Source organism: Rhodococcus sp. X156 (assembly GCF_004006015.1).
In the GTDB taxonomy this organism is placed as follows: Bacteria; Actinomycetota; Actinomycetes; order Mycobacteriales; family Mycobacteriaceae; genus X156.
In genome coordinates this window covers 3,389,408-3,413,750 of the sequence record NZ_CP034766.1, presented here as the reverse complement: position 1 = coordinate 3,413,750, position 24,343 = coordinate 3,389,408, and the positions used below count along the sequence as shown (strand labels likewise).

20 protein-coding genes and 1 tRNA gene are annotated in these 24,343 nt (G+C 72.7%); 10 read left to right on the top strand and 11 right to left on the bottom strand.

Going from position 1 to position 24,343, the window contains the following annotated elements; all coding sequences use genetic code 11:
* Positions 1-33: 33 nt before the first annotated feature.
* On the top strand, positions 34-1,689 hold the full coding sequence (locus ELX43_RS16090; protein WP_127784294.1) for an AMP-binding protein: 1,656 nt from the start codon (positions 34-36) through the stop codon (positions 1,687-1,689).
* 13 nt (positions 1,690-1,702) lie between these two features.
* Here the strand turns inward: ELX43_RS16090 and arfB are convergent, their stop codons facing one another.
* Both arfB and ELX43_RS16080 read right to left on the bottom strand, forming a co-directional pair.
* Positions 1,703-2,140: an alternative ribosome rescue aminoacyl-tRNA hydrolase ArfB gene (gene arfB, locus ELX43_RS16085; RefSeq protein ID WP_127784293.1), complete on the bottom strand. Its 438-nt coding sequence runs from the start codon at positions 2,138-2,140 to the stop codon at positions 1,703-1,705.
* Positions 2,141-2,289: 149 nt separating this feature from the next.
* Positions 2,290-3,498 carry an acyl-CoA dehydrogenase family protein gene (locus tag ELX43_RS16080; protein ID WP_127784292.1) on the bottom strand — a complete coding sequence of 403 codons (1,209 nt, stop codon included), beginning with the start codon at positions 3,496-3,498 and terminating at the stop codon, positions 2,290-2,292.
* 134 nt (positions 3,499-3,632) lie between these two features.
* Between ELX43_RS16080 and ELX43_RS16075 the strand changes: the two genes are divergently transcribed.
* Complete coding sequence (locus tag ELX43_RS16075; protein WP_127784291.1) at positions 3,633-4,283, top strand: TetR/AcrR family transcriptional regulator; 651 nt, start codon at positions 3,633-3,635, stop codon at positions 4,281-4,283.
* On the opposite strand, the gene ELX43_RS16070 is transcribed toward ELX43_RS16075, so the two are convergent.
* Together ELX43_RS16070 and ELX43_RS16065 are read right to left on the bottom strand one after the other, a co-directional pair.
* Positions 4,280-5,143 (bottom strand): MaoC/PaaZ C-terminal domain-containing protein, encoded by an 864-nt coding sequence (locus tag ELX43_RS16070; protein ID WP_127784290.1) that lies wholly within the window; start codon positions 5,141-5,143, stop codon positions 4,280-4,282. The two genes, ELX43_RS16075 and ELX43_RS16070, sit on opposite strands and share 4 nt — an antisense overlap.
* A 1-nt stretch (position 5,144) precedes the next feature.
* Positions 5,145-6,515, bottom strand: coding sequence for a 3-oxoacyl-ACP reductase (locus ELX43_RS16065; RefSeq protein ID WP_277601706.1), 1,371 nt, complete (start codon positions 6,513-6,515; stop codon positions 5,145-5,147).
* A 148-nt stretch (positions 6,516-6,663) separates the two neighbouring features.
* Between ELX43_RS16065 and ELX43_RS16060 the strand changes: the two genes are divergently transcribed.
* The 3 genes from ELX43_RS16060 to ELX43_RS16050 all read left to right on the top strand — a co-directional run bounded on the left by ELX43_RS16060 (position 6,664) and on the right by ELX43_RS16050 (position 11,253).
* Entirely contained in the window at positions 6,664-7,983 is a 1,320-nt protein-coding gene (locus ELX43_RS16060; RefSeq protein ID WP_127784289.1) for an acetyl-CoA C-acetyltransferase, read from the top strand.
* A gap of 137 nt (positions 7,984-8,120) precedes the next feature.
* Positions 8,121-9,323, top strand: a complete 1,203-nt coding sequence (locus ELX43_RS16055) for an ATP-binding protein (protein WP_127784288.1) — start codon at positions 8,121-8,123, stop codon at positions 9,321-9,323.
* Between the two features lie 247 nt (positions 9,324-9,570).
* A complete protein-coding gene (locus ELX43_RS16050; protein ID WP_127784287.1) occupies positions 9,571-11,253 on the top strand; it encodes a VanW family protein in 1,683 nt (560 codons plus the stop codon).
* Between the two features lie 132 nt (positions 11,254-11,385).
* Here ELX43_RS16050 and ELX43_RS16045 read toward each other — a convergent pair whose 3' ends face one another.
* The 3 genes from ELX43_RS16045 to ELX43_RS16035 form a co-directional block, all read right to left on the bottom strand.
* Positions 11,386-13,218, bottom strand: a complete 1,833-nt coding sequence (locus tag ELX43_RS16045; protein ID WP_127784286.1) for an acyl-CoA dehydrogenase — start codon at positions 13,216-13,218, stop codon at positions 11,386-11,388.
* Between the two features lie 111 nt (positions 13,219-13,329).
* On the bottom strand, positions 13,330-13,959 hold the full coding sequence (locus ELX43_RS16040) for a class I SAM-dependent methyltransferase (protein ID WP_127784285.1): 630 nt from the start codon (positions 13,957-13,959) through the stop codon (positions 13,330-13,332).
* Between the two features lie 50 nt (positions 13,960-14,009).
* On the bottom strand, positions 14,010-14,684 hold the full coding sequence (locus ELX43_RS16035; protein ID WP_127784284.1) for a hypothetical protein: 675 nt from the start codon (positions 14,682-14,684) through the stop codon (positions 14,010-14,012).
* A gap of 101 nt (positions 14,685-14,785) precedes the next feature.
* Between ELX43_RS16035 and ELX43_RS16030 the strand changes: the two genes are divergently transcribed.
* The 4 genes from ELX43_RS16030 to ELX43_RS16015 all read left to right on the top strand — a co-directional run bounded on the left by ELX43_RS16030 (position 14,786) and on the right by ELX43_RS16015 (position 18,421).
* Complete coding sequence (locus ELX43_RS16030) at positions 14,786-15,541, top strand: 5-oxoprolinase subunit PxpA (protein WP_127784283.1); 756 nt, start codon at positions 14,786-14,788, stop codon at positions 15,539-15,541.
* Position 15,542: 1 nt separating this feature from the next.
* Positions 15,543-16,181 (top strand): 5-oxoprolinase subunit PxpB, encoded by a 639-nt coding sequence (pxpB, locus tag ELX43_RS16025; protein ID WP_241249322.1) that lies wholly within the window; start codon positions 15,543-15,545, stop codon positions 16,179-16,181.
* On the top strand, positions 16,178-17,032 hold the full coding sequence (locus ELX43_RS16020) for a biotin-dependent carboxyltransferase family protein (protein WP_127784282.1): 855 nt from the start codon (positions 16,178-16,180) through the stop codon (positions 17,030-17,032). The genes pxpB and ELX43_RS16020 overlap by 4 nt, the downstream gene beginning before the upstream one ends.
* 159 nt (positions 17,033-17,191) lie before the next feature.
* A complete protein-coding gene (locus tag ELX43_RS16015) occupies positions 17,192-18,421 on the top strand; it encodes an EAL domain-containing protein (RefSeq protein ID WP_127784281.1) in 1,230 nt (409 codons plus the stop codon).
* 11 nt (positions 18,422-18,432) lie between these two features.
* On the opposite strand, the gene ELX43_RS16010 is transcribed toward ELX43_RS16015, so the two are convergent.
* The 3 genes from ELX43_RS16010 to ELX43_RS16000 all read right to left on the bottom strand — a co-directional run bounded on the left by ELX43_RS16010 (position 18,433) and on the right by ELX43_RS16000 (position 20,886).
* Positions 18,433-18,506 (bottom strand) — tRNA-Gly (locus ELX43_RS16010).
* Positions 18,507-18,574: 68 nt separating this feature from the next.
* The gene (locus tag ELX43_RS16005; RefSeq protein WP_127784280.1) at positions 18,575-19,594 is read right to left on the bottom strand and encodes an alanine racemase; all 1,020 of its coding nucleotides are present in this window, start codon (positions 19,592-19,594) and stop codon (positions 18,575-18,577) included.
* Positions 19,591-20,886, bottom strand: coding sequence for a D-arabinono-1,4-lactone oxidase (locus ELX43_RS16000; RefSeq protein ID WP_127784279.1), 1,296 nt, complete (start codon positions 20,884-20,886; stop codon positions 19,591-19,593). The genes ELX43_RS16005 and ELX43_RS16000 overlap by 4 nt, the downstream gene beginning before the upstream one ends.
* 165 nt (positions 20,887-21,051) lie before the next feature.
* Here ELX43_RS16000 and ELX43_RS15995 point away from each other — a divergent pair, with 165 nt between their 5' ends.
* Positions 21,052-21,684 carry a TetR/AcrR family transcriptional regulator gene (locus ELX43_RS15995; RefSeq protein ID WP_127784278.1) on the top strand — a complete coding sequence of 211 codons (633 nt, stop codon included), beginning with the start codon at positions 21,052-21,054 and terminating at the stop codon, positions 21,682-21,684.
* 60 nt (positions 21,685-21,744) lie between these two features.
* On the opposite strand, the gene ELX43_RS15990 is transcribed toward ELX43_RS15995, so the two are convergent.
* Complete coding sequence (locus tag ELX43_RS15990) at positions 21,745-24,246, bottom strand: EAL domain-containing protein (protein WP_127784277.1); 2,502 nt, start codon at positions 24,244-24,246, stop codon at positions 21,745-21,747.
* Positions 24,247-24,343 lie beyond the last annotated feature (97 nt).

Genomic DNA, 24,343 nt, shown 5'->3' with positions numbered 1-24,343 from the left:
GGCCCACGCCCCTCGGGTTGCCACGCTCAGCGCATGACTGAGACGCCCGCCACTTTCGCCGACGTTCTGCTGCGCCGCGCCGACGACGAGCACGACGGACTGCTCTTCGAGGACTCGCGCTGGAGCTGGCGGGAGCTGGTGCAGGAGTGCGCCGACCGCTCCGCCGTGCTGCAGGAGCTGCGGCGCCCGGAGCGCGCGTTCCACGTGGGTGTGCTGCTGGAGAACGTGCCGGAGTTCCTCTTCCTCATCGGCGCGGGCGCGCTCAGCGGTGCCACCGTCGTGGGGATCAACTCCACCCGCCGCGGCGAGGAGCTGGCCGCCGACATCCGCGGCGTCGACTGCGACCTGGTGGTGACCGACGCCCACGGCGCGGCCCTGCTGGCGGGCCTCGACCTGGGCCTGCCCAGCGAGCGGGTGCTGGAGTGCGACGGCGCCGACTGGCAGGCGCGGCTGGAGCGGCACCGCGGTGCACCCCTGGAGCCCACCGCCGAGGCGCGCGACCCCCGCACCCTGCTGATGCTGCTGTTCACCTCCGGTTCCACCGGCAACCCCAAGGCCGTCATCTGCAGCACCGGCCGGATGGCGATGCTGGCGTCGGCCAACGTCATGCACATCACCCGCGACGACGTCTCCTACAACGCCATGCCGATGTTCCACGGCAACGCGATCATGGCCTGCTTCGCCCCCGCGGCGCTGGTGGGCGGGACGTTCGTGCTGCGCCGGAAGTTCTCCGCCTCCGGGTTCCTGCCCGACGTGCTGCGCTACGGCGTCACCTTCTTCAACTACGTGGGCCGCTCGCTCGCCTACCTCCTCCACCAGCCCGAGAACCCCGACGAGAAGCGCACCAGGCTGCGCGCCGCGTTCGGCACCGAGGCCGCGCCGCTGGACCGGGCGGAGTTCGAGCGGCGCTTCGGGGTGGCGCCGACGGAGAGCTACGGCTCCAGCGAGGGTGCGGTGGTGATCAGCCACGGCCCCGACGCCCCGCCCGGGTCCCTGGGCACGCCGCCGGCGGTGATGCCCGTGCAGATCCAGGACCCCGACGGCAACGAGTGCCCGCCGGCGGAGTTCGACGTCGACGGCAAGCTGCTGAACTCCGCCGAGTGCATCGGCGAGATCGTGAACACCCAGGGCGCCATGATGTTCGAGGGCTACTACAAGAACCCTGAGGCCACCGCGGCTCGGATCGACGGCACCGCCTACCGCTCCGGCGACCTCGGCTACCGCGACAAGGGCGGCTTCTTCTACTTCGCCGGTCGCGCCGGCGACTGGATGCGGGTGGACAGCGAGAACTTCGCCAGCGCCCCCATCGAGCGCGTGCTGGCGCGATTCCCCGGGGTGCTGCTGGTGGCGGTGTACCCCGTGCCCGACAGCCGCACCGGCGACCGGGTGATGGCCACGCTGAGCATGGCCGACGGCGAGCAGTTCTCGCCCGCGGCCTTCTACCAGTTCCTCACCGAGCAGCCCGACATGGGCACCAAGTGGGCGCCCACCTACGTGCGGCTGGTGGAGGACGTCCCGGTGACCGCCACCCGCAAGATCGACAAGATGCGGCTGCGCCGGGAGAGCTGGCTGGTGGACGACCCGATCTACGTGCGCGAGGAGGACTGCTACGCGCTGCTGCGCGAGGACAAGCGTGCCGAGATCCTCGCCGAGTACGCGATGTTCGACCGGCCGACGGCAGCCCTCTGAGCCCTCGGGGCGGCTAGTAGTCGGGCCGGCCGCGCAACCGCTTGGTCTGTCCCCGCGCCACCTTCGCGTCCACCCGCCGCTGCCGCGCCCGCCGGCTCGGCTTGGTGGGGCGGCGCGGCGGGGCGTCGGGGGCGAGCGCCTGCGCCAGCAGCATCGCCATCCGGGCCCGGGCGGCCTCGCGGTTGCGCAGCTGGGAGCGGGTCTCCGACGCCGCGATGGTGAGCACGCCGTCCACGGTGCGGGTGTGCAGCCGGTGCAGCAGCCGCTCCCGCTGGTGGGCGTCCACGGTGCTCAGCGTGCTCAGGTCGACGCTGAGCTCCACCCGCGAGTCGGTGGTGTTGACGCCCTGCCCGCCGGGACCCTGCGACCGGGAGAACCGCCAGATGAGCTCGGCCGCAGGTACCGCCAGCCGCGCGGTCACCCGCAGGTCGCCCTCCACCGGATCCGCCACCCGGCCATTATTGCCCCGCCTCACGGCCGTGATGCGGGGCGCTGGTGCCACGACGGGCGGACGTCCGTGCCGCCCGGACCCGCTGAACCCCGCAGCAGCAGCCAGCGGGACACCGTCCTCCCCGCAAGGAGAGGGGAGGAGAGCGAGGGTCAGCGGATGTGCACGCCGGAGATGGCGCGCGCGATCACCAGCTGCTGGATCTGCTCGGTGCCCTCGAAGATGTCGAAGATCTTGGCGTCGCGGTGCATGCGCTCCACCGGGTACTCGCGGGTGTAGCCGACGCCGCCCAGGATCTGGATGGCGCGCTCGGTGGACCAGACCGCCACACGACCGGCCTTGAGCTTGCTCATCGAGCCCTCGGCCGCGGCGAAGGGCACACCGTTCTTGGCCATCCACGCCGCACGGTGCACCAGCAGGCGAGCGGCGTCGATCTCGGTCTTCATGTCGGCCAGGGTGAACGCGATCGCCTGGTTCTCGATGATCGGCCGGCCAAAGACCACGCGGCCCTTGGCGTACTCCAGGGCGTAGTCGTAGGCGGCGCGGGCGATGCCCACCGCCATGGAGCCCACGGTCGGGCGGGTGAGCTCGAAGGTGGCCATGGCCGCCTGGCCACCGCCCTTCTTGCCCTCCCGCGCCCGAGCCAGCCTGGCGTCGAGCTTCTCCTTGCCGCCCAGCAGGTTGGCGCCGGGGATGCGCACGTCGTCCAGGAACACGTCGGCGGTGTTGGAGGCGCGCAGCCCGTGCTTCTTCAGCTTCTTGGCCACCTCCAGGCCCTTGGTGCCGGCGGGCACCACGAACGCCGCCTGCCCGCGGGAGCCGAGGGTCTTGTCCACCACGGCCTGCACCACGAACACGCTGGCGACTCCGCCGTTGGTGGCCCAGGCCTTGAGACCGTTGAGCACCCACTCGTCGGTGGCCGCGTCGTAGACCGCGCGGGTGCGCATGTTGCCCACGTCCGAACCCGCCTCGGGCTCGGAGGAGCAGAACGCGCCGACCTTGGGGTCGTTGACGTCACCGAAGCACTGCGGCACCCACTCGATCATCTGCTCGGGGGTGCCCGCGGCCACGATGCCCGCGGCGGCCAGGCCGGTGCCCATGATGGCCAGACCGATGCCGCCGTCGCCCCAGAAGAGCTCCTCGTTGAAGATCGGCATGCTCAGCCCGGTGGGATCGGCCTGCAGGGTGCCCATGGTCTCGTAGCCGTAGAGGCCGATCTTGGCCGCCTCCTGCAGGATCGGCCACGGAGTCTCCTCCCGCTCGTCCCACTCGTGGGCAGCCGGCCGGACGACATCGGCGGCGAAGCCGTGCACCCAGTCGCGAAGCTCGGTCTGTTCCTGGCTGAGCTCGAGCGAGAACATGGGCGTTCGTCCCTTCGGAGGCGTGCGGTACCCGGGGCAGCGGGATGGAGCGGTGCGGCACCGGAGAACACCTTACTGCGGAGTAACATTACCTGTGGGTAAGGTCTTTGGCGACACGCAGGGAGAGGTGAGCGATGAGCGCGAGCAAGCGGCTGCCCCGCGCGGTCCGGGAGCAGCAGATGCTCGACGCTGCGGTGTCGGTGTTCGCCCGCAAAGGATTTCACGATGCTGCCATGGACGACATCGCCGAGGCCGCGGCGATCTCCAAGCCCATGCTCTACCTCTACCTCGGCTCCAAGGAGGACCTGTTCGCCGCGTGCATCACTCGGGAGGCCGAACGCTTCCTGGCCGCGGTGTTCACCGCGGTCGACCCGGACCTGCCGCCCCGCGAGCAGCTGGCCAACGGCATCACCTCGGTGTTCACCTTCGCCGCCGAGCACCGCGACAGCTGGCTCGTCCTCTACCGGCGCGCCCGGTTGCAGCAGCCCTTCGCCGCCCAGGTGTCCCAGGTGCACGACGGTGCGGCGGCGGCGGTGTCCCAGCTGCTGCAGCGCTCCGCGTGGGGCAACCACCCCGCTGCACACTTCGACAGCCTCGCCGTCGCCCTGGTCGGCGCCGCAGAGGCGCTGATCGACCGGATGCTCGACGACCCGGCCGCCGATCCGGTGGTGACCGCGGAGCTGCTGGTGGACTTCGCCTGGCACGGCCTGGGCGGGCGGCGGCGCACCGAGTCGGCCGACCGCACCGAGCCGGCCGAGCGCACCGGGGCCGCCGCCCCCCGCTAGCGCTGGGTGATCTGCCCGCCCAGGTGGGCGGTGCCCTTGGTGGCGTTGCGCAGTCCCACGTTCCAGCCGTTCTTGGTCTGCTCCGCCGCGAAGGCGACGGTGGAGGGCAGCAGGATCGGCTTGCGGAAGGCCACCGTGTAGTCCATCGCCTCGGGCAGGCGCCCCTCCAGCGCGGACAGGCAGCGGGCCGCGCTCCACATGCCGTGGGCGATGGCTCGGGGGAACCCGAAGGCCTTGGCGCTCAGGGCGTGCAGGTGGATGGGGTTGCGGTCGCCGGACACCGCGGCGTAGCGCCGGCCCAGGCCGTCGTCGAGCTTCCAGATCGCAGAGGGCTCCACCTCGTCGTCCACGCCCACCTTGGGTGCGGGGGCGGCGGTGTCGGACTTGCCGGCGCCCTTGCGCAGGTAGGTGCTGGTGCCGGTGTAGACCAGCTCCTCGCCCACCCGGGCCTCGGTGACCAGGTCGAGCTGGCGGCCCTGCCGGTGCGGACGCAGGTTGGTCGCGCGCACCCTCAGGTCGAAGCTCTCCCCGGCCAGCGCGGGCCGGGTGGTCTCGATGCGGTTGGCCACGTGCACCAGCCCGAGCAGCGGGAACGGGAAGTCACCGGCCGTCATCAGCTTCATGCTCATCGGGAACGACAGCATGTGCAGGTAGGTGGCCGGCAGGGTCTCGCTCAGCCGGAAGCCGCACACCTGCGCGTACTCGGCCAGGTGGTTGCGGTCGACGGTCACCCCGTCCAGCCGAAGCTCTCGCTCGGGCAGGGCCTGCGGGCGACCACCGGGCAGCGGCAGCGCGGCCAGCGCGGCCTTGAGGTAGGGCTGCGCCAGGCCAGGGGAGGAGCTGAGCGTCTCGGTCTGCACGTCAGGCCCCCAGCAGGCTCTGGCCGCACACGCGCACGACCTGTCCGGTGACCGCCGAGGAGGCCGGGCTGGCGAAGTACGACACGGTCTCCGCCACGTCGATGGGCAGCCCGCCCTGGGTCATCGAGTTCATCCGCCGGCCGGCCTCGCGGACCACCAGCGGGATGGCCGCGGTCATCTGCGTCTCGATGAACCCCGGTGCCACGGCGTTGATGGTGATGTCCTTCTTGCCCAGCTCCGGGGCCAGCGCCTCCACCAGGCCGATGACGCCGGCCTTGGAGGTGCCGTAGTTGGTCTGGCCGTTGTTGCCCGCGATGCCGGCGATGGAGGCCACGCCGATCACCCGGCCACCGTCCTTCAGCGCACCGGACTCCAGCAGCTCGGCGGTGAGGCGCTCCGGTGCGGCCAGGTTCACGCCGATGACGGCGTTCCAGCGGTCGGCGTCCATGTTGGCCAGCGTCCGGTCCCGGGTGATGCCCGCGTTGTGCACGATGACGTCGGCACCGCCGTGGCGCTCCAGCAGGTGCGCGGACAGGGTGGCGCCGGCGTCGGCCGCGGTGACGTCCAGGGCCAGCGAGCTGCCGCCCACGGCGTTGGCGGTCTTGGACAGCGCCTCGCCCGCGCCGGCCATGTCCACGCACACCACGTGCGCGCCGTCGCGGCTGAGCACCTCGGCGATGGCGGCACCGATGCCCCGGGCGGCCCCGGTGACCACGGCGACCTTGCCGGCGAGCGGGCTGTCCCAGCTGCGGGGCACGGCCTCGGCGTTGGTGGTGGAGCCGTGCGCGCCGATCCGGATGACCTGCCCGGAGACGTAGGCCGACTTGCCCGAGAGCAGGAAGCGCAGGGTGGACTCCAGCGCGGAGGGGTCAGCCTGGGGTGCGGCGTAGACCAGCTGCACGGTGGCGCCTCGCTTGACCTCCTTGCCGGCGGAGCGGGTGAAGCCCTCCAGCGCGCGCTGGGCGATGTGCTCCTGGGTGGAGCCGGTCTCCTCCGGCGGCGTGCCGATGACCACCAGGCGACCCGACGGGGCGACCTTGCGCATCACCGGGTGGAAGAAGCTGTAGAGCTCCTCAAGCTGGTCGATGTGGGTGATGCCGGTGGCGTCGAACACCAGGGCGCCGTACTTGTCGGCGTCGGTGGCCAGCCCGTAGTCGGCGCCGGAGAACAGCTCGCGCAGCGGCTCCACCAGGCGGCCGGACCCGCCCAGCAGCACCGGGCCGGGCAGCGGGGGCTTGCTGGGGTCGTGACGACGCAGCTGCTCCGGGCGCGGCAGCCCGAGCTGGCCGGCGAGGAAGCTGCCCGGTCCGGATGCCATCAGCTGCGAGTAGCGGTCGGAGGGCTGGCGGGGACTGGACTGGGTCGAGGTCACAGGGTGCACCTTCTCGCTCGGGTGAGGCTTGGGTCGACAAGGAACTTACTGGCGGGTAAGAATACCCATCAGTAGCTACAGCGTCGAGTCCACCAGGGCCGAACCCACAGCGCCGAACCCCCACAGCGCCGAGCAATGGAGATGAACCGTGGCCACACAGCCTGCCCGCAGCAACCCCACGGCGCCGGCCGGAAACGCCGGACGCCCCGTCGCCGTGCTCGGCGGCAACCGCATCCCCTTCGCCCGCTCCAACGGCGTCTACTCCCGCGCCTCCAACCAGGACATGCTCACCGCCACCCTGGACGGCCTGGTGAGCCGCTTCGGCCTGCAGGGTGAGCGCCTGGGCGAGGTGGTGGCCGGTGCCGTGCTCAAGCACAGCCGCGACTTCAACCTCACCCGTGAGTCGGTGCTGGGCAGCGCGCTCTCGCCGGAGACCCCGGCCACCGACATCCAGCAGGCCTGTGGCACGGGGCTGCAGGCGGCCATCCAGGTGGCCAACAAGATCGCCCTCGGACAGCAGGAGGTGGGCATCGCCGGCGGGGTGGACACCACCAGCGACGCGCCCATCGCCGTCAACGAGGACCTGCGGCGAGTGCTGCTGGAGTTCAACCGCACCCCCAGCACGGTCGGCCGGCTCAAGCTGCTCGGCTCGCTGCGCCCCGGCCAGGTGGTGCCGGAGATCCCCCGCAACGGTGAGCCCCGCACGGGCCTGTCGATGGGTGACCACGCGGCGCAGACCGCGCTGAAGTTCAACATCTCTCGCGCCGACCAGGACGCGCTCGCCGCGGCCAGCCACCACAAGATGGCGGCCGCCTACGACCGCGGTTTCTTCGACGACCTGGTCACCCCGTTCATGGGGCTCTCCCGCGACCAGAACCTGCGCCCGGACTCCAGCGTGGAGAAGCTGGCCAAGCTCAACCCGGTGTTCGGCAACGGGCCCAAGCAGACGATGACGGCGGGCAACTCCACCCCGCTCACCGACGGCGCGTCCGCGGTGCTGCTGGCCAGCGAGGAGTGGGCCACGTCGCGCTCGCTGCCGGTGCAGGCGTGGATCACCCACTCCGAGACCGCGGCGGTGGACTTCGTGCACGGCGAGGACGGGCTGCTCATGGCCCCCACCTACGCGGTGCCGCGGATGCTCGCCCGCGCCGGGCTGAAGCTGGGCGACTTCGACTTCTACGAGATCCACGAGGCGTTCGCCTCGCAGGTGCTGGCCACCCTCGCCGCCTGGGAGGACCCCGAGTACTGCCAGGCCAAGCTCGGCCTGGACGGTCCGCTCGGATCCATCGACCGCGCCAAGCTCAACGTCAACGGCTCCTCGCTGGCGGCGGGCCACCCGTTCGCCGCCACCGGCGGGCGCATCGTGGCCAGCCTGGCCAAGCTGCTGGCGGAGAAGGGCTCGGGCCGCGGCCTGATCTCCATCTGCGCCGCCGGCGGCCAGGGAGTCACCGCGATCCTGGAGCGCTGAGCGCGACCACTCCACCAATGGCGCGGGTGGGACGGTGACCACCGTCCCGCCCGCGCCGTTCGGCGTCCCCAGGTCCAGGGCGTGCTCTTTCTGCGCGCCTATCGGTGGGCCTCTAGATTGGCCGATACTGTCCGAGCGTGGATCCCGTACGCAATCCCTTCGCGCCCGGCGCCGGCCAGCGCCCACCCGAGCTGGCCGGACGCGACCGCGAGCTGCAAGCCTTCGACGTGCTGCTGGAGCGGGTCTCGCGGGGCAAGCCCGAGCGCAGCCTGGTGCTGACCGGCCTGCGCGGGGTGGGCAAGACGGTGATGCTCGGCGAGCTGCGCTCCCGGGCGCTCAACCGCGGCTGGGCCAGCGGCAAGGTGGAGGTCAAGGCGGGCTCGCCGTTGCGGCGCCCGCTCAGCGCCGCGCTGCACCGGGCGGTGCGCGACCTGGCGGTGCGCCACCGTGCGCCCGACCGGGTGGACGACGTGCTCGGGGTGCTCAAGGCGTTCGCGCTCAAGGCCAACCCGGAGGGCACCGGGATGCGGGACAAGTGGCAGCCCGGCATCGACGTGCCCGCCACCCGCGGGCGTGCCGACTCCGGGGACATGGAGATCGACCTGGTGGAGCTGTTCACCTGCGTGGCCGAGCTGGCCGCCGACGTGGGCACCGGCCTGGTCCTGCTGCTCGACGAGATGCAGGACCTGGGCATCGACGACGTCTCGGCGATGTGCGCCGCCTGCCACGAGCTGAGCCAGTCCGGGGCGCCGCTGGTGGTGGTGGGTGCGGGCCTGCCGCACGTGCCCAGCGTGCTCGCCGCCAGCAAGTCCTACTCCGAGCGGCTGTTCCGCTACCTGCGCATCGACCGCCTGGACCCCGCCGCCGCCGAGCAGGCCATCCGCGCGCCCATCCAGCGCGAGGACGCCGACATCGACGACGACGCCCTGGCCGCGCTGTACGAGACCTCCGGTGGCTACCCCTACTTCGTCCAGGCCTACGGCAAGGCCGCCTGGGACGCCGCCCCCGGCGCCAGCATCACCGCCGCCGACGTGGCCATCGCCGGGCCGGAGGCCGAGGCCGAGCTGGCGGTCGGGTTCTTCGGATCCCGGCTGGAGCGCGCCACGCCCGCCGAGCGGGAGTACCTCTACGCGATGGCCGAGCTGGCCGACCTGCGTGGCGCGCCCGACGAGGCGGTGCCCACGGCGCAGGTGGCCGAGCACCTGGGCCGCAAGGCGTCGTCGCTGTCTCCGGCGCGGGACAGCCTGCTCAAGAAGGGGCTCGTCTACGCCACCGAGCGGGGCTTCGTCGCGTTCACCGTCCCGCACTTCGGCCGGTTCCTGGCCGGCCGGGCTGCCTGACCGGGCGCAGACCGGCACGTCACGCTGACGCACGCGTCGACAAAAGAAAATTCAACTGATGTGTAACGCAGGCAGACCCGCCCTCGATGTACCTGATAGCTCCGCGCTGCTGCCTACCCCGACTTGGCAGCAGCGCGGAGCTTTCCAGTGCCAGCTCCGCGGTGTTCCTGAGATGGACGCCGGTCTGTGCGCCCTGTCCCCCGTACGCTGATCAGGTCAAGTGTCCGTTTGATCTGGGGAGTACCGCGTGTCCGACAGCAGCGAGCTTCGAGGCAGGGTGGCCGTCAAGGTCGCGCTGGGCGCCGCCGTCGTGCTGGCGGTCCTGGGCATCGCCTACACGGCCGACCTGCTCAGCTCTCGCGGCGAGGTGCCTCGCGGCGTGCGGGTGGCTGGCGTCGAGGTCGGCGGGCTGGACACCGCTGCCGCCGAGGAGAAGCTGCGCCGGGAGCTGACCCCACGCTCCGGCCAGCCCGTGCCGGTGCAGGCCGGGGACGTCAGCGCCACGCTCGACCCGACCACGGCCGGGCTCAGCGTGGACTGGTCGGCCACCCTGGAGCAGGCCGGCTCCCAGCCGCTCAGCCCCGTCACCCGGGTTCGCTCGGTGGTGGGCACCATCGACGTCGGCATCGTCACCACCACCGATCGGGCCCAGCTCGACCGGGCGGTGCAGGGCCTGCGCGGCCAGACTGACCGGCCGGTCGCCGAGGGCGGTGTGCGCTTCGCCGGCGCCACTCCGGTGGCCGAGGCGCCGCGCGCCGGGCAGCAGCTCGACGCGGCCGGGGCCGCCTCCGCGCTGGTCGACGGGTGGCTGGACGAGCCCCCCGTGCCGCTGCCGGTGACGCGCCAGGAGGTGTCGGTGTCGCAGGCCGCGGTCGACAGTGCCCTCGCCGTGGCGCGCACCGCGGTCGCCACCAGCGTCGTGGTGGAGGGCAGAGGGGCCAGCGCGGCGCTGCGACCCGACGGCATCGCCACCGTGCTCAGCTTCGAGGCCGACGGCGACGGCGGGCTGCGGCCCAAGGTCGACGTGGCGGGCGCCACCCGGGTGCTGGCACCCCAGCTGGCCAAGACGGAGACCAAGCCCACCGACGCCACCGTGGTGCTGCGCGACGGGGCTCCGCGGGTGGTGCCGTCCTCGGACGGCGTCGCCATCGACTGGGCCCAGACGCTGGCGGGGCTGGAGAAGGTCGTCGTCGGCGAGCGCAAGCCCCTGCAGGCGGTCTACGCCCCCAAGCAGGCGTCGTTCACCACCGCCCAGGCCGAGGGGCTGGGCGTCAAGGAGGTGATCGGGGAGTTCCGCAGTGGCGGCTTCTCCTACGCCAGCGGCGTCAACATCCGCCAGGTGGCCAAGGAGGTCACCGGGGCGGTGGTCAAGCCGGGCGAGACGTTCTCCCTCAACGGCCACACCGGGCCGCGCGGGACCGCCCAGGGCTACGTCGACTCCGGCGTCATCATCGACGGCCACGCCGGCAACGCGGTGGGTGGCGGCATCAGCCAGTTCGCCACCACGCTGTACAACGCCTCCTACTTCGCCGGGATGACCGACGTCGCCCACACCGAGCACAGCTACTACATCTCGCGCTACCCCGCGGGCCGCGAGGCCACCGTCTACGAGGGCGCCATCGACCTCAAGTTCAGCGTGCCCACCAGCACCGGCGTGCTGATCGAGGCCTTCGGCGACGCCAGCTCGATCACGGTGCGCCTGTGGGGCACCAAGACGGTGGACGTGGAGTCGATCAACGGCGGCCGGAGCAGCGACACCGACCCCAAGGTGATCGAGCTGCCCAAGGGCAAGGACTGCGCCCCCTCGGCCGGAGCCAAGGGCTTCACCACCACCGACACCCGCGTGGTGCGCGACAGGACGGGCAAGGAGCTCTCCCGCAAGACCCGCACCGTGGTCTACGACCCCAGCCCGATCGTGCGCTGCATTTAATCCGCCGCTGCATCTAGTCCAGCGCTGCATCTAGTCGCCAACGCCCTCAGGGCCCGCAACGTCCTTTCGGCGGCTGCCGGGACGTTGCGGGCCCTGAGTGCGGTTTGCTAGCGGGCTAGCGGAGGCGCGGGATCAGAACGCGGCCTCGTCGAGCTCCATGATGTCGTTGTCGGTGTTCTCCACGATCTGCCGGCTGGCGGTCAGCTCGGGCAGCACGTTCTTGACGAAGAAGGAGGCCACGGCCACCTTGCCGTTGTAGAACGCGGTGTCCTTGGCGCTGATGGTGCCGTCCAGCTTGGCCAGGGCCACCTCGGCCTGGCGCAGCAGCAGCCAGCCGATGAGCAGGTCGCCCACGCTCATGAGCAGCCGGACGCTGGCCAGGCCCACCTTGTAGAGGTTCTTGGCGTCGTCCTGGGCGGCCATCAGGTTGCTCGTCATCGCGGCGAGCATCGCCTGGACGTCGGCCAGCGCGGTCGCCAGGTGCGCCCGCTCCTCCTTGAGGCGGCCGTTGCCGGACTCCGACTCAATGAACTTCTGGATCTCCCCGGCGACGAAGCCCAGCGCGGCGCCCTTGTCGCGGATGATCTTGCGGAAGAAGAAGTCCTGCGCCTGGATCGCCGTGGTGCCCTCGTAGAGGGTGTCGATCTTGGCGTCCCGGATGTACTGCTCGATCGGGTAGTCCTGCAGGTAGCCGGAGCCACCCAGGGTCTGCAGGCTCTGCGCGAGCTGCTCGTAGGCACGCTCGGAGCCCACGCCCTTGACGATCGGCAGCAGCAGGTCGTTGACCCGCTCCGCCAGCGTGACGTCGGTGTCGTTGCCGTCGCCGGCGATGATCTCGTCCTGGAAGGAGGCCGCGTAGAGGTACACCGCGCGCAGGCCCTCGGCGTAGGCCTTCTGCATCATCAGGCTGCGACGCACGTCGGGGTGGTGGGTGATGGTGACGCGCGGCGCCGCCTTGTTGCTCATCTGGGTGAGGTCGGCACCCTGCACGCGCTCCTTGGCGTAGTCCAGCGCGTTGAGGTAGCCGGTGGAGAGCGTGGCGATGGCCTTGGTGCCGACCATCATGCGGGCGTTCTCGATGACCTTGAACATCTGCGCGATGCCGTTGTGCACCTCGCCGACCAGCCAGCCCTTGGCGGGCACGTCGGTGTCGCCGAAGGTCACCTCGCAGGTGGCGGAGACCTTCAGGCCCATCTTGTGCTCGACGTTGGTGACGTAGACGCCGTTGCGCTCGCCCAGCTCACCGGTCTCGGGGTCGAAGTGGAACTTGGGGACGAAGAACAGCGACAGGCCCTTGGTGCCCGGCTTCGCGCCCTCGGGGCGCGCCAGGACCAGGTGGTAGATGTTGTCGAAGAGGTCGTTGTCGGCGGAGGTGATGAACCGCTTGACACCCTCGATGTGCCAGGAGCCGTCGTCCTGCTGGATGGCCTTGGTGCGGCCGGCGCCCACGTCGGAGCCGGCGTCGGGCTCGGTGAGCACCATGGTGGCGCCCCAGCCCTTGTCCACCGCGAGAGCCGCCCACTTCTTCTGCTCCTCGGTGCCCTCCTCGAACAGCACCTGGGCGAAGCTCGGGCCGGCCATGTACATGTGGGCGGCGGGGTTGGAGCCGAGCACCAGCTCGCCGATGGCCCACACGACGGTGCGCGGAGCGGGGATGCCGCCGATGTCCTCGGCCAGGCCCATCCGGTACCACTCGCCGTCCCACAGCGCCTGGAAGGACTTCTTGAACGACTCGGGCAGGGTCACCGAGTGGGTGGCCGGGTCGAACACCGGCGGGTTGCGGTCGGCGTCGGCGAAGGACTCCCCGAGCGGACCCTCGGCCAGCTCGCGGACCTGGCCGAGCATGTCGCGCACGGTCTCCTCGTCGAGGTCGCTGAACAACCCCTTGCCGAGACGGTCGCCGAGACCGAGCACCTCGAAGAGGTTGAACTCGATGTCGCGGAGGTTGCTCTTGTAGTGGCCCATCGTGATGCTCTTCCCGTTTCGTCGGCCCAGGTGGGATGGATCGTCGACGGAGCAGCATTCACTACCCGCCGGTAACAAGAGGATATTACCGACCGGTAACCACGGCAACCACTAACCCTGGGCGCTCCGGCGCGCGACCACCACGGCATCGATCGCCATCCGCAGGCCGTCAGGCGTGTCCACCTCGCGGTGGGGCTGGGCGGCAGTGACCAGGGTCATGTCTGCCGGCAGCTCCCCAGCCACGTCGGCGGGGATGAACAGGATGTCTGGGTCCTGCGGGCCGCCGTAGCCGTCGGTGAGGTTGGTGGAGTCGTGGGCGACCACCAGCAGGTGTCCGCCGGGGGCGAGGGCGGCGCAGGCCGCGGCCAGCACCGCGCGTCGCTGCTCGCGCGGCAGGTGCAGGTAGACCACCAGGACCAGGTCGTAGGGCGCCTCGCCGGGACCGCGCAGCTCCGTGGCGGTGACGTCGGCCTGCTGCCAGTGCAGCCGGGAGACCACCGAGCGGGGGGAGCGCGCCGCGACCTCGGCCGCCTTGGTCAGCGCCACCCGGGAGAAGTCCAGCGCGGTGACGTCCCAGCCCCGGGTGGCCAGCCACAGGGCGTTGCGCCCCTCCCCACAGGCGAGGTCGAGCGCCCGCCCGCGGGGCAGCGCGGTGGCGTGCTCCACCACGTAGCGGTTGGGCGGAGCGCCCCACACCAGGTCGCTGTCGGCGTAGCGCTCGTCCCAGGCGTCGGCATCCATGCCCCGACGCTATCGCGCCACCGGCCCTGTCCCGTGCCGGCAGGGTGGGGCTAGCAGTAGGTCCGCTCGGCCGAGCCGACGAAGAGCTCGGAGATCTCCCGGGAGGACTTCTTGGTGGTGGGGGCCAGCATGGTCCCGATCTGGTCGAACTGGGTGAGGATCGACTGGCGGGAGTCGCCACGCGCCTTGGCTTGGCAGGTGGCCTGCGCGAAGAGGATGTAGACGCCGTTGATGGCCTCGTTGCCGGGAACGCCACCGGCCGCGAGGGCCTGCAGGTAGGCCTGCCCCTTGGGGCCGGCGTTGGCGAGGGCCTTGGCGGGATCGGTGTCCACCTGCGGCAGGGCGCCGGCGCCGGCTGGAGCCGGTGCGGGCAGCGTGGACGGGGCCTGTGCCGGCGGCTGGGCGGCCCCGTTGGGCGCTGGTGCGGGGGCTGCCGCGGTGGGCGCGCCAGCGCCGGTGCCCGGTGCCGGTGCCCCAGGAGCCGCCGGGGCACCCGGAGCCGCGCTCGGAGCCGCTCCCGGGGCAGGCGCACCCGGAGCGGGTGCTCCGGGGTCGGCCGCGGCGGGAGCGGGTGCGGCCGGGTCGGCCGCGGTGGGACTGGCGGCGGCGGTGGAGGAGGCCGGCGGCAGCGCTGGAGCCACGTCGTCGTCGCTGCTCGAGCCGCAGCCGACGAGGCCGACGCAGAGGACCGCGGTCAGGGGGACGGTGAGCTTCCGCAGTGACATCACCTGCCTGATAGTGCCATGCGTGTGATGCGGGACGCATCTACTTAGGAGCAGGGCGACACCAACGGTCGACGACACCAACGGTCGGCGAGACTGGGCGGATGGACCTCAACAGCGATCTGGGTGAGTCGTTCGGCCGGTGGGTGCTGGGCGACGACGAGGCAGTGCTGGCCGCGGTCACCAGCGCCAACATCGCCTGCGGTTTCCACGCGGGTGACCCCTCCACGCTGCGGCAGACCGCCGCGCTGGCCGCGGCCGCCGGGGTCGAGGTGGGCGCCCAGGTGGCCTACCGCGACCTGGCCGGGTTCGGCCGCCGATTCATGGACGTCTCGGCCACCGAGCTGGCCGACGACGTGCTCTACCAGATCGGCGCGCTGGAGGGCATGTGCCGGGTGAGCGGCACCCAGGTGCGCTACGTCAAGCCGCACGGCGCGCTTTACCACGCCGTGGTGCACCACACCGACCAGGCCGCCGCGGTGGTGGCCGCCGTCCGCGACTACGACCCCGCCCTGCCGATCCTGGGGCTGCCCGGCTCCGCCCTGCTCGCCGCCGCCGAGGCCGCGGGGATGCGGGCGGTGCCGGAGTTCTTCGCCGACCGCGGCTACCTGCCCGACGGTCAGCTGGTGCCGCGGACCGCGCCGGGCGCGGTGCTCGACGACCCGACGGCCGTCGCGGAGCGGGTGGTGCGGGTGGTGCAGGAGGGTGTGGTGCGGGCGGTGGACGGCACCGACGTGCGGGTGAGCGCGGAGTCGGTGTGCGTGCACGGGGACTCGGCGGCGGCCGTGGCGATGGCGGTGGCGGTGCGGGCGGCGCTGGGCGAGGCTGGGGTCGACGTGGCGGCCTTCGTGCGGGGCTGACGTGAGCGGGGGGAGGCCGGTGGTGTTCCAGGTGCACGCCCTCGGTGACACGGCGCTGCTGCTGGAGCCGGCCGACGCCGAGGTGGTGCACGCCCTCGCCGCCGCGGCGCGCGAGCTCGACGACGTGCTGGACGTGGTGCCCGGCGCGCGCACGGTGGTGCTGCACGCCCGCGGTCCCGCCGCCCTGGTCGCCCTGCGCGGGCGGCTGGAGCAGCTGCAGGTGCAGCCCGCGCTGGCGCAGGCGCGTGCCGGCGACGTGGTGGAGCTGGCCACGGTCTACGACGGGCCCGACCTGGCGGAGGTGGCGCGGCTGACCGGGCTGAGCCCGGCGGAGGTGGTGGCTGCGCACACCGGCTCGCTGTGGCGGGTGGGCTTCGGCGGCTTTGCGCCCGGCTTCGCCTACCTGGTGGGTGGCGACCCTCGGCTGCACGTGCCGCGCCGCGACGAGCCCCGGGAGCGGGTCCCGGCGGGCTCGGTGGGGCTGGCCGGCGAGCACAGCGGGGTCTACCCGCGGTCCTCGCCCGGCGGCTGGCAGCTGATCGGCCGCACCGACGCGGTGCTGTGGGACGTCGACCGCGATCCGCCCGCGCTGCTGCACCCTGGCGGGCAGGTGCGGTTCGTGGCGGTGGAGCGGCCGTGACCGCGCTGCGGGTGCTCGCCACCGGACCGCTGGCGCTGGTGCAGGACCTGGGCCGACCGGGCCTGGCCGCCCAGGGGGTGAGCCGTTCCGGCGCCGCCGACCGCGCCGCCCTGCGCCTGGCCAACCGGCTGGTGGCCAACCCCGAGGACGCCGCGGCCATCGAGGCCACCCTGGGTGGGCTGCAGGTGCGCGCCGAGGCGGACCTGCTGGTGGCGCTGGCGGGGGCCGCGGCGCCGGCGGTGCTGGACGGCACCCCGGTGGGCCACCACGCGGTGCTGCGCCTGCCTGCGGGCAGCGTGCTGCGGCTGGGTGCGCCGGCGGCCGGGCTGCGCACCTACCTGGCCGTGCGCGGCGGGATCACCGTGCCGGCGGTGCTGTCCTCGCGCAGCACCGACGTGCTCTCCGGGCTGGGGCCGGACCCGCTGGCGGTCGGCGTGGTGCTTCCGGTGGGCCCCGCTCCGGAGGCCTACCCGGAGGTGGCCCAGGCCGCGGTGGCGGTGCCCGGCGGCGGGCTGGTGCGGCTGCGGGCGCTGCGTGGGCCCCGCGCCGGGTGGGTGGCCGACGTGGACGCGCTCACCACCCGGGCGTGGACGGCGTCGGCGCGCAGCAACCGGGTGGGCATGCGGCTGGAGGGCCACCGGCTCACCCGCTCGCGCACCGAGGAGCTGCCCAGCGAGGGGCTGGTGCGCGGGGCGGTGCAGGTGCCCCCGGGTGGGGAGCCGGTGCTGTTCCTGGCCGACCACCCGGTGACCGGCGGCTACCCGGTGGTGGCGGTGGTGCTCGACGCCGACGTCGACCGCGCCGCGCAGGTGCGCCCCGGCCAGCAGCTGCGCCTGTACTGGGTGGGCTGAGCCCACCGGTCGAGGGCCGGAGCGGACCAGCTCAGGGCTTTTGGCTCGGACGACCTAGGTTGACCGCCAGGGCGACCACGCCCACAAATCGGCCCGTATGAGTGACGGTGTGTACATACTGTTAGCCCCTGGTGGTGGCTGACGGTGGAGAGGCAGCGGATGCGCGAGCTCGATGTTCGTCGGCAGAGTGACTCCGCCCGGCGCTACCTCGACCTCGCTGCTCCCTCCTCGGCCCTGCGCACCACGCTGTTCCTCGCCGCGGAGTCGGTCACCTACCCGGTGGCGGCGGTGAACATCCTGGACGAGCACGAGCAGCACACGCTGATCAGCGTGGGCACTGCGCCGCCACCGCCCCAGCCCCGCTCGGCCACCCCCTGCGACGTGGTGGTGCGGACCGGGCAACCGCTGGCGATCAGCGACCTCCCGACCCGCGGCTACCCCCAGCAGCCCTGCGTGGGCACTGCGGCCGCGCGGTCCTACATCGGCATCCCGCTGGTGGGCCGCGAGGGCCTGGTGGTGGGCACCCTGGCGCTGGTGGACGTGGCCGAGCGGCACACGACCGAGCAGGCACTGCGGCGACTGGTCCAGTTCGGCTCGGTGCTGGAGGAGCAGCTGGACCTGCTGCGCCGGGTGGGGCCGAGCCGGCCGCAGACCGACGTCTACCAGCTCGCGGTGGCCATCGACGAGGGCCAGATCTTGCCCTACTTCCAGCCGCTGGTGCACCTGGCCACCGGCGAGGTGGTGGCCTACGAGGCGCTGGCCCGCTGGCACCACCCCACGCGCGGCGTGCTGCCGCCCGCGGAGTTCATCCCGCTGGCCGAGGACAGCGAGCTCATCATCGACCTCGACCTGGCCGTGCTGCGGCAGGCCGCGGTGGTGGCCCAGCGGTGGCGGCAGACGTCACCGGAGCTGCGGATCACCGTGAACGTCTCCGGTCGGCACTTCGAGCACCCCGGGTGCGTGGACCGCATCCACGACGCGGTGACCGCGTCCGGCCTGCCGCCCAGCGCAGTGTCGCTGGAGCTCACCGAGACCGCGGCCATCGCCGCCAGCCCGGCCAACGTGGCGTTCCTGGACCAGCTGCGCGCGCTCGGCTTCCGCATCGTGCTGGACGACTTCGGCAGCGGGGTGTCCACCCTGGAGCACCTGGTGTACCTGCCCTGTGACGGCGTGAAGATCGACCGGAGCACGGCGGCGGCGCTGCACACCCGGTCCGGCGCCGCGGTGGTGCGGGCCATCGCCGGGCTGGCCGTGGAGCTGGGCAAGACGGTGGTGCTGGAGGGGCTGGAGACCGTCGACCAGGCGGAGCGGGCCCTGGAGCTGGGCTGCATGATCGGGCAGGGCTACCTGTGGTCGGAACCGCAGCCGGAGGACGTGCTCGTCGGCTAGCAGGGCAGTGGTGGAGCGGATGACGGGAATCGAACCCGCGTGTTCAGCTTGGGAAGCTGATGTTCTGCCATTGAACTACATCCGCGTGACGCTGCCGGTTGGCTCAGGCCGTGGCCCGGGTCGGGTGGCAGCGTCGAGAGGCAGCATAGCGGCTCACCACCCGCGCAGGTCCACCGGCCAGCGCTGCAGCACCTCCTCGCCGTCCACCAGCCACATCGCCTCGTGCAGAGCGACCGTGGGATCGACGTGCGCGGGCAGCACCCGCACCCGCTGGCCGACGGTCGGCAGCTCTGCGCCGGACAGTTCTGCCGCCCCGAAGGTGGTGTGCTCGTCGCTGCAGAACCACACCTGCCCGTCGGCGATGGTGGGGTTGCCGTGGTCCATGCCCAGCGACTTCAGCCCGACGTCGGCCACCGCGTACGGCGTCTCGCCCGCCGTCCCGGTGGACAGGACGGTGGCGAGCAGGCTCAGCGCGTGGCCGAAGGGCAGGCCCAGCTCGGCGTAGGCGGTGTCCATCAACGCGTAGGAGCCGGCCTGGATCTCGGTGGCCCAGGTGTTCACCGCGTAGGTGCCGGTGCCTCCGGCGCTCACCAGCTCCCCGCCGACGTCGGCGTGCGCGGCCAGCAGCAGCGCCATCGCCTCCTCGGTGAGCCGGGCCTGCTCCGCCGCGGGCTGGGCCATCATCAGGTGGCCCTCGTAGCCCATCGCCCCGCGCACGGCCAGGCCCCGCCCACGGGCCAGGTCGGCGATGCGGCCGGCCTCGGCCGGGGTGCAGCCGCAGCGGGGCAGGCCCACGTTGACGTCCACCACCACCTCGCGCACCCCGCCGTCGGCCGCGGCCGCCACGGTCTCGGCGGAGTCCACCGCCACGGTCACCCGGTGCCCGGCCGCCACCAGCACCCCCAGGCGCCGGGCGTCCAGCACCTCGTTGGCCAGCAGCAGGTCCGTGCCGAGTCCGGCTGCGGCCATGCCCTCCACCTCGCGGATGGTGGCGCAGGTGAAGCCGTGGTGGCCCACCGCGTCCTGGCGCCGGGCCAGCTCGGTGCACTTGTGCGCCTTGACGTGCGGGCGCAGCCGCGCCCCGGGGTGGGCGGCGGCCATGGTGTCCAGGTTGGCCTGCAGGACGCTCTGCTCCACGAGCAGGGCGGGGGTCTGCAGCTCGTCGATCTTCATCCCAGCACCCGTTCCAGGTAGTCGTTGCCGAAGCGCCGCTCGGGATCCACCGCGGCGCGCACCGCGGTGAACTCGTCGAAGCGGGGATAGCGCTGCCGCAGGGTGGCCGCGTCCTGGTAGTGCATCTTGCCCCAGTGCGGACGGCCGTGGAGGCGGTCCATCACCGCCTCCACGGCGCGGAAGTACCGCTCGAAGGGCTCACCGCGGAACACGTGCACGGCCAGGTAGGCGCTGTCGCGGCCGCTGGCGGTGGACAGCGGGACGTCGTCGGCGGCGGCGAAGCGCACCTCCACCGGGAAGGACACCCGCAGGTGGTGCTCGGCGATCACCCGCTCGATGCCCGCCAGCGCCTCGCCCACCGCCGCCGTGGGCACCGCGTACTCCATCTCCACGAAGCGGACCCGGCGCGGGGAGACCAGCACCCGGTGGGAGACGTCGGAGTACTCCCGGGCGCCCAGGACCCGGGAGGCCACGCGGTTGATCCGGGGCACCAGCCTCGGCCGGGACCGGCCCAGCCGGCAGGTGAGCTGGAACAGCCCGTTGCTGAGCACCTCGTCCTCCAGCAGCGCCCGACCGCGGGGCAGCGGCTGGGGCACGGCGTCGGCGGGCAGCCGGTTGTTTCGCTTGGTGAGCGTGGCCGTGGTGTGCGGGAACCAGTACAGCTCGAAGTGGTCGTTGTCCCGCACCAGCTCCGGGAGGTTGTCCAGCACCTCGCGCAGCGGCATCGGCTCCTCCCGGGCGTGCAGGGTGTAGGTGGGCTCGGTCTGCAGCGTCACCGTGCTCAGCACGCCCAGCGCGCCCAGACCCACTCGTGCCGCGCTGAACAGCTCGGGGTTCTCGGTGGGGCTGGCGGTCACCACCGAGCCGTCGGCCAGCACCAGCTCCAGCGCCCGCACCTGGGTGGCCAGCCCACCGAAGCGGCAGCCGGTGCCGTGGGTGCCGGTGGACAGCGCCCCGGCCAGGGTCTGGGCGTCCACGTCGCCGAGGTTGGTCATCGCCAGGCCCAGCTGGGCCAGCACCGTGTTCAGCCGTCGCAGGGTGGTGCCGGCCCGCACCGTCACCAGCCCGCTGCTCGGGTCGGCCGACACCAGCCCGGTCAGCAGGCCGAGGTCGACCTGGACGCCGTCGGTCAGCGCGATGCCGGTGAAGGAGTGTCCCGACCCGACGGGCTTGACCCGCTCGCCGGCCGCAGCGGCGGCACAGACCACCTCCGCCAGCTCCGCGGTGCTGGTGGGCCGGGCCACCGTGTGCGGGTCGGCGTGCTGGTTGCCCGCCCAGTTCGTCCAGGTCACGTCCGTGGCCCTTCTGTCGTCCGGTCGTGTCGCGACCCGAAAGTTAGTCGCTCGTCCAACAGCGCGTCGAGCGGGCCGGCGGCCATGGGCATTGCCGTTCGGCCGGCATAGGCGCTGTTCAGGGCTAGTCTGGCGCGGGGCGGTCGTCAGCGTTGGGGGACTCAGGTGGCACGCATTGCGGTAGCAGAACGACGTCAGCAGCTGATCGACGCGACGATCCGGGTGATGGTCGAGGACGGGGTGGCCGCGGCCACCACCCGCCGGATCGCGGGCGAGGCCGGGGCCACGCTGGCCACCGTGCACTACTGCTTCGAGTCCAAGCAGGCGCTGCTGCGCGAGGTCATCACCACGCTGGTGCGTCAGCTGGCCACGGCGGTGCGGCAGCCGCCCCGGCAGACCAGCGATCTGACCACGCTGGTGCGGGAGTACCTCGACGCGGTGTGGCAGGTGGTGGAGGGCGAGCCCAAGCGGCAGCGGCTCACCTACGAGCTCACCCAGTTCGCGCTGCGCGAGCCCGACCTGGCGGAGCTGGCCCAGTGGCAGTACCGGCTCTACCACCAGGAGTGCGAGCAGACGCTGGGCGCGGTGGCCCGCGCGGCGAACGTCAGCTGGATCCTGCCGGTGGACGTGGTGGCCCGGATGGTGCTCAGCGCCATGGACGGTGCGGTGCTGGGCTGGCTGGTGGACGGTGACGCGGCCCGCTCCCGCCAGGTGCTGCTCACCTATGGCGAGCTGCTGGCCGGGCTGGCCGAGCCGGTCCGGGACGCGCACCCGGCAGTGGTCGGCGTCCGGCCCTAGCGCTGCACGGGGCGGCGCTCGAGGGCGCTAGCGCTGCACGGGGCGGCGCCCGAGGGGGTGCTAGCCGACCGCGCTGCGGCTGGGTGCGGCCACGGGTCGCCCGAACAGGAAGCCCTGCGCCTGCGGGCAGCCGTGCTCGCGCAGCCAGTGAGCCTGCTCGACGGTCTCCACACCCTCGGCCACCACGTCCAGCGCCATGCCGGCGCCGAGCCCCACCAGCCCGTCGACCAAGGTGCGAGCCTCCCCGGTGTGCGGCAGCCCGGCAATGACGCTGCGATCGATCTTGACCGCGCTGATCGGCAGCCGGTGCAGCGCGGCGATGGAGGAGTGCTGGGTGCCGAAGTCGTCCAGGGTGAACCGCACTCCCAGTGCGCTCAGCCGGGTGGCGGCCGCGCGGGTGGACGGCGAGGAGCTCAGCGCCGTGTGCTCGGTGATCTCCAGCCGCAGGCGGGTTGGCGCCAGCCCGCTGCGGGTCAGCTCGGCCTGCACCATGTCGGCGAAGCCGCTGCGGCCCAAGTGGTTCGCGGAGACGTTGACGCACAGCTGCACGTCCTCGGGCCAGCTGAGCGCGTCGGCGCAGGCTCGCTGCAGCACCCAGCGTCCCACCGCGGGCACGCGCTGCCTGCTCTCCGCCGCGGACAGGAACGCCTCCGGCAGCAGCAGCCCGCGCCGTGGGTGCTCCCACCGCAGCAGCGCCTCCCGGGCCACCACCTCCTCGTCGTCCAGCCGCACGATCGGCTGGTAGTCGATGCGCAGCTGGTCGCCGCGCACCGCGCTCTCCAGCTCCGCGGTGAGGTGCAGCCGATCCACCGCCGCGGTCTCGCTGACCTCGTCGGTGCGCACCCCGCCGGCGGCTCCGCCGGCACGCTGGCGCTTGACCCGGTACATCGCGGCGTCGGCCTGGCTCAGCAGCACCTCGGCGGGCCCCCCGCTGCCCACCGCCATGCCGATGCTGGCGTGCATGCTGAGCTGCTCGCTGCCCACCTGGAACGGTTCGTGGAAGAGGGTGCCGATCCGCTTGCGCAGGGCGCGGACCTGCTCCGGCTCGGCCACCTGCTCGCAGACCACGACGAACTCGTCACCGCCCAGGCGCACCGCGGTGTCGCCCTCCCGGACGGCGCCGGACAGCCGCGCGGCCACCTGCCGCAGCACCTCGTCGCCGCGCTCGTGCCCGTAGGTGTCGTTGACCTCCTTGAACCCGTCCAGGTCCAGGAACAACACTCCCACCGAGGTGCCCTGCCGGTCGGCCAGCGCCAGGGCGTGGGTGAGCCGGTCGAGCAGCACCAGGCGGTTGGGCAGCCCGGTCAGCGGGTCGGACAACGCCTGCCGGGCCAGCTCGGCCTGGGCCTGCTTGCGGGCGGTGATGTCCTGCACCTGCACCACCAGGTGGCTGACCTCGCCGTCGTGGCCCCACACCGGCACCGCGTGCCGGTGCACCCACACCACGGTGCCGTCGGCGCGCACGTAGCGCTTGTCGGTCTCGGTGGGGCCGGGAGTGCCGTCCTCGTCGAGCATCTCCTCGAACAACGACTGCGACTCGTCGAGGTCGTCAGGGTGGGTGATGTCGCGAAAGGTCCTGGCCATCAGCTCGGCCTCGGTGTAGCCGGTCAGCTCGCACAGGGCGCGGTTGACCTGCACCCAGTGTCCGTTGCGGTCGACCACGGCCAGTCCGATGGGGGCGTGGGCCATGGTCAGGTGGAACAGGCTGACCGCCTGGTCGCGGGCCTGCTCGGCCAGCACCCGCTCGGTGATCTCGCGGGTGACGGTCTGCAGCTGCACCTGGCGCAGGGCGCGGTCGTACATCGCCTGGCCGGTGATCTCCACCCACACGGGGCGGCCGTCGGCGTGCCGCGCGCACACCACCTCGGTGACCGGGGTGCCGATGCGGGCGTGCCGGAAGGAGGCGACCAGGCTGTCGCGGTCGCCGGGCTCGACCAGCTCGATGGCGCGCACCCCCAGCAGCTGCTCGGGGGTGTAGCCCAGGTGGGTGCGGGCCGAGCCGGACACCCAGGTGATGGTGGAGTCGGGCAGGTGCAGGGCCACCACGCTGTCGGCCCGCTGCAGCAGCATCTGCGAGGCGCGCTCGGTCTGGCGGCGGCGCAGCTGGTGCAGGCGCTGTCCCCGCACCGGGCTGACGGTGCTGAGCGCCCCGACCAGCGTGCCGTGCTCGTCGTGCACCGGCTCGGAGCTGCTGTGCAGCCACAGCTCCTCGGGCTCCCCGGACAGGCTCCGCCGGCGAACGCCGACCACGAAGTCGTGGGCGGGCACCGCCGTGCGCAGGACCTGGGCGGCCGGGTGGTCGCGCAGCCGGATCGGCTGGTCGTCGCGGTCCACCACGGCGAACAGCAGGGTGGACGGGTCGTGCTCGGCGGAGCCCCCCTGCGCCAGGCCCAGCAGCCGACGCCCAGCCGGGTTGACCGCCAGCACCGCCCCCCGGCAGTCCTGCAGCAGCCGCCCCACCTCGGCTGGCCCGGTCGGGGCACCGGCGTCGGCGTCGGTGCGCTCGGCATCGGGATGGTCGGGCTCGGCGCTGATCTGTGCCGCGAGCATGATCAGGTCCATGCGACTGTGTTGCTCCCCCCAGAGACGGTGAGCACCCGGATGGACGACGTCCCGCGGGCATTCGGCGCCCAGAATGGCACCGACCAGGCACTTTCGC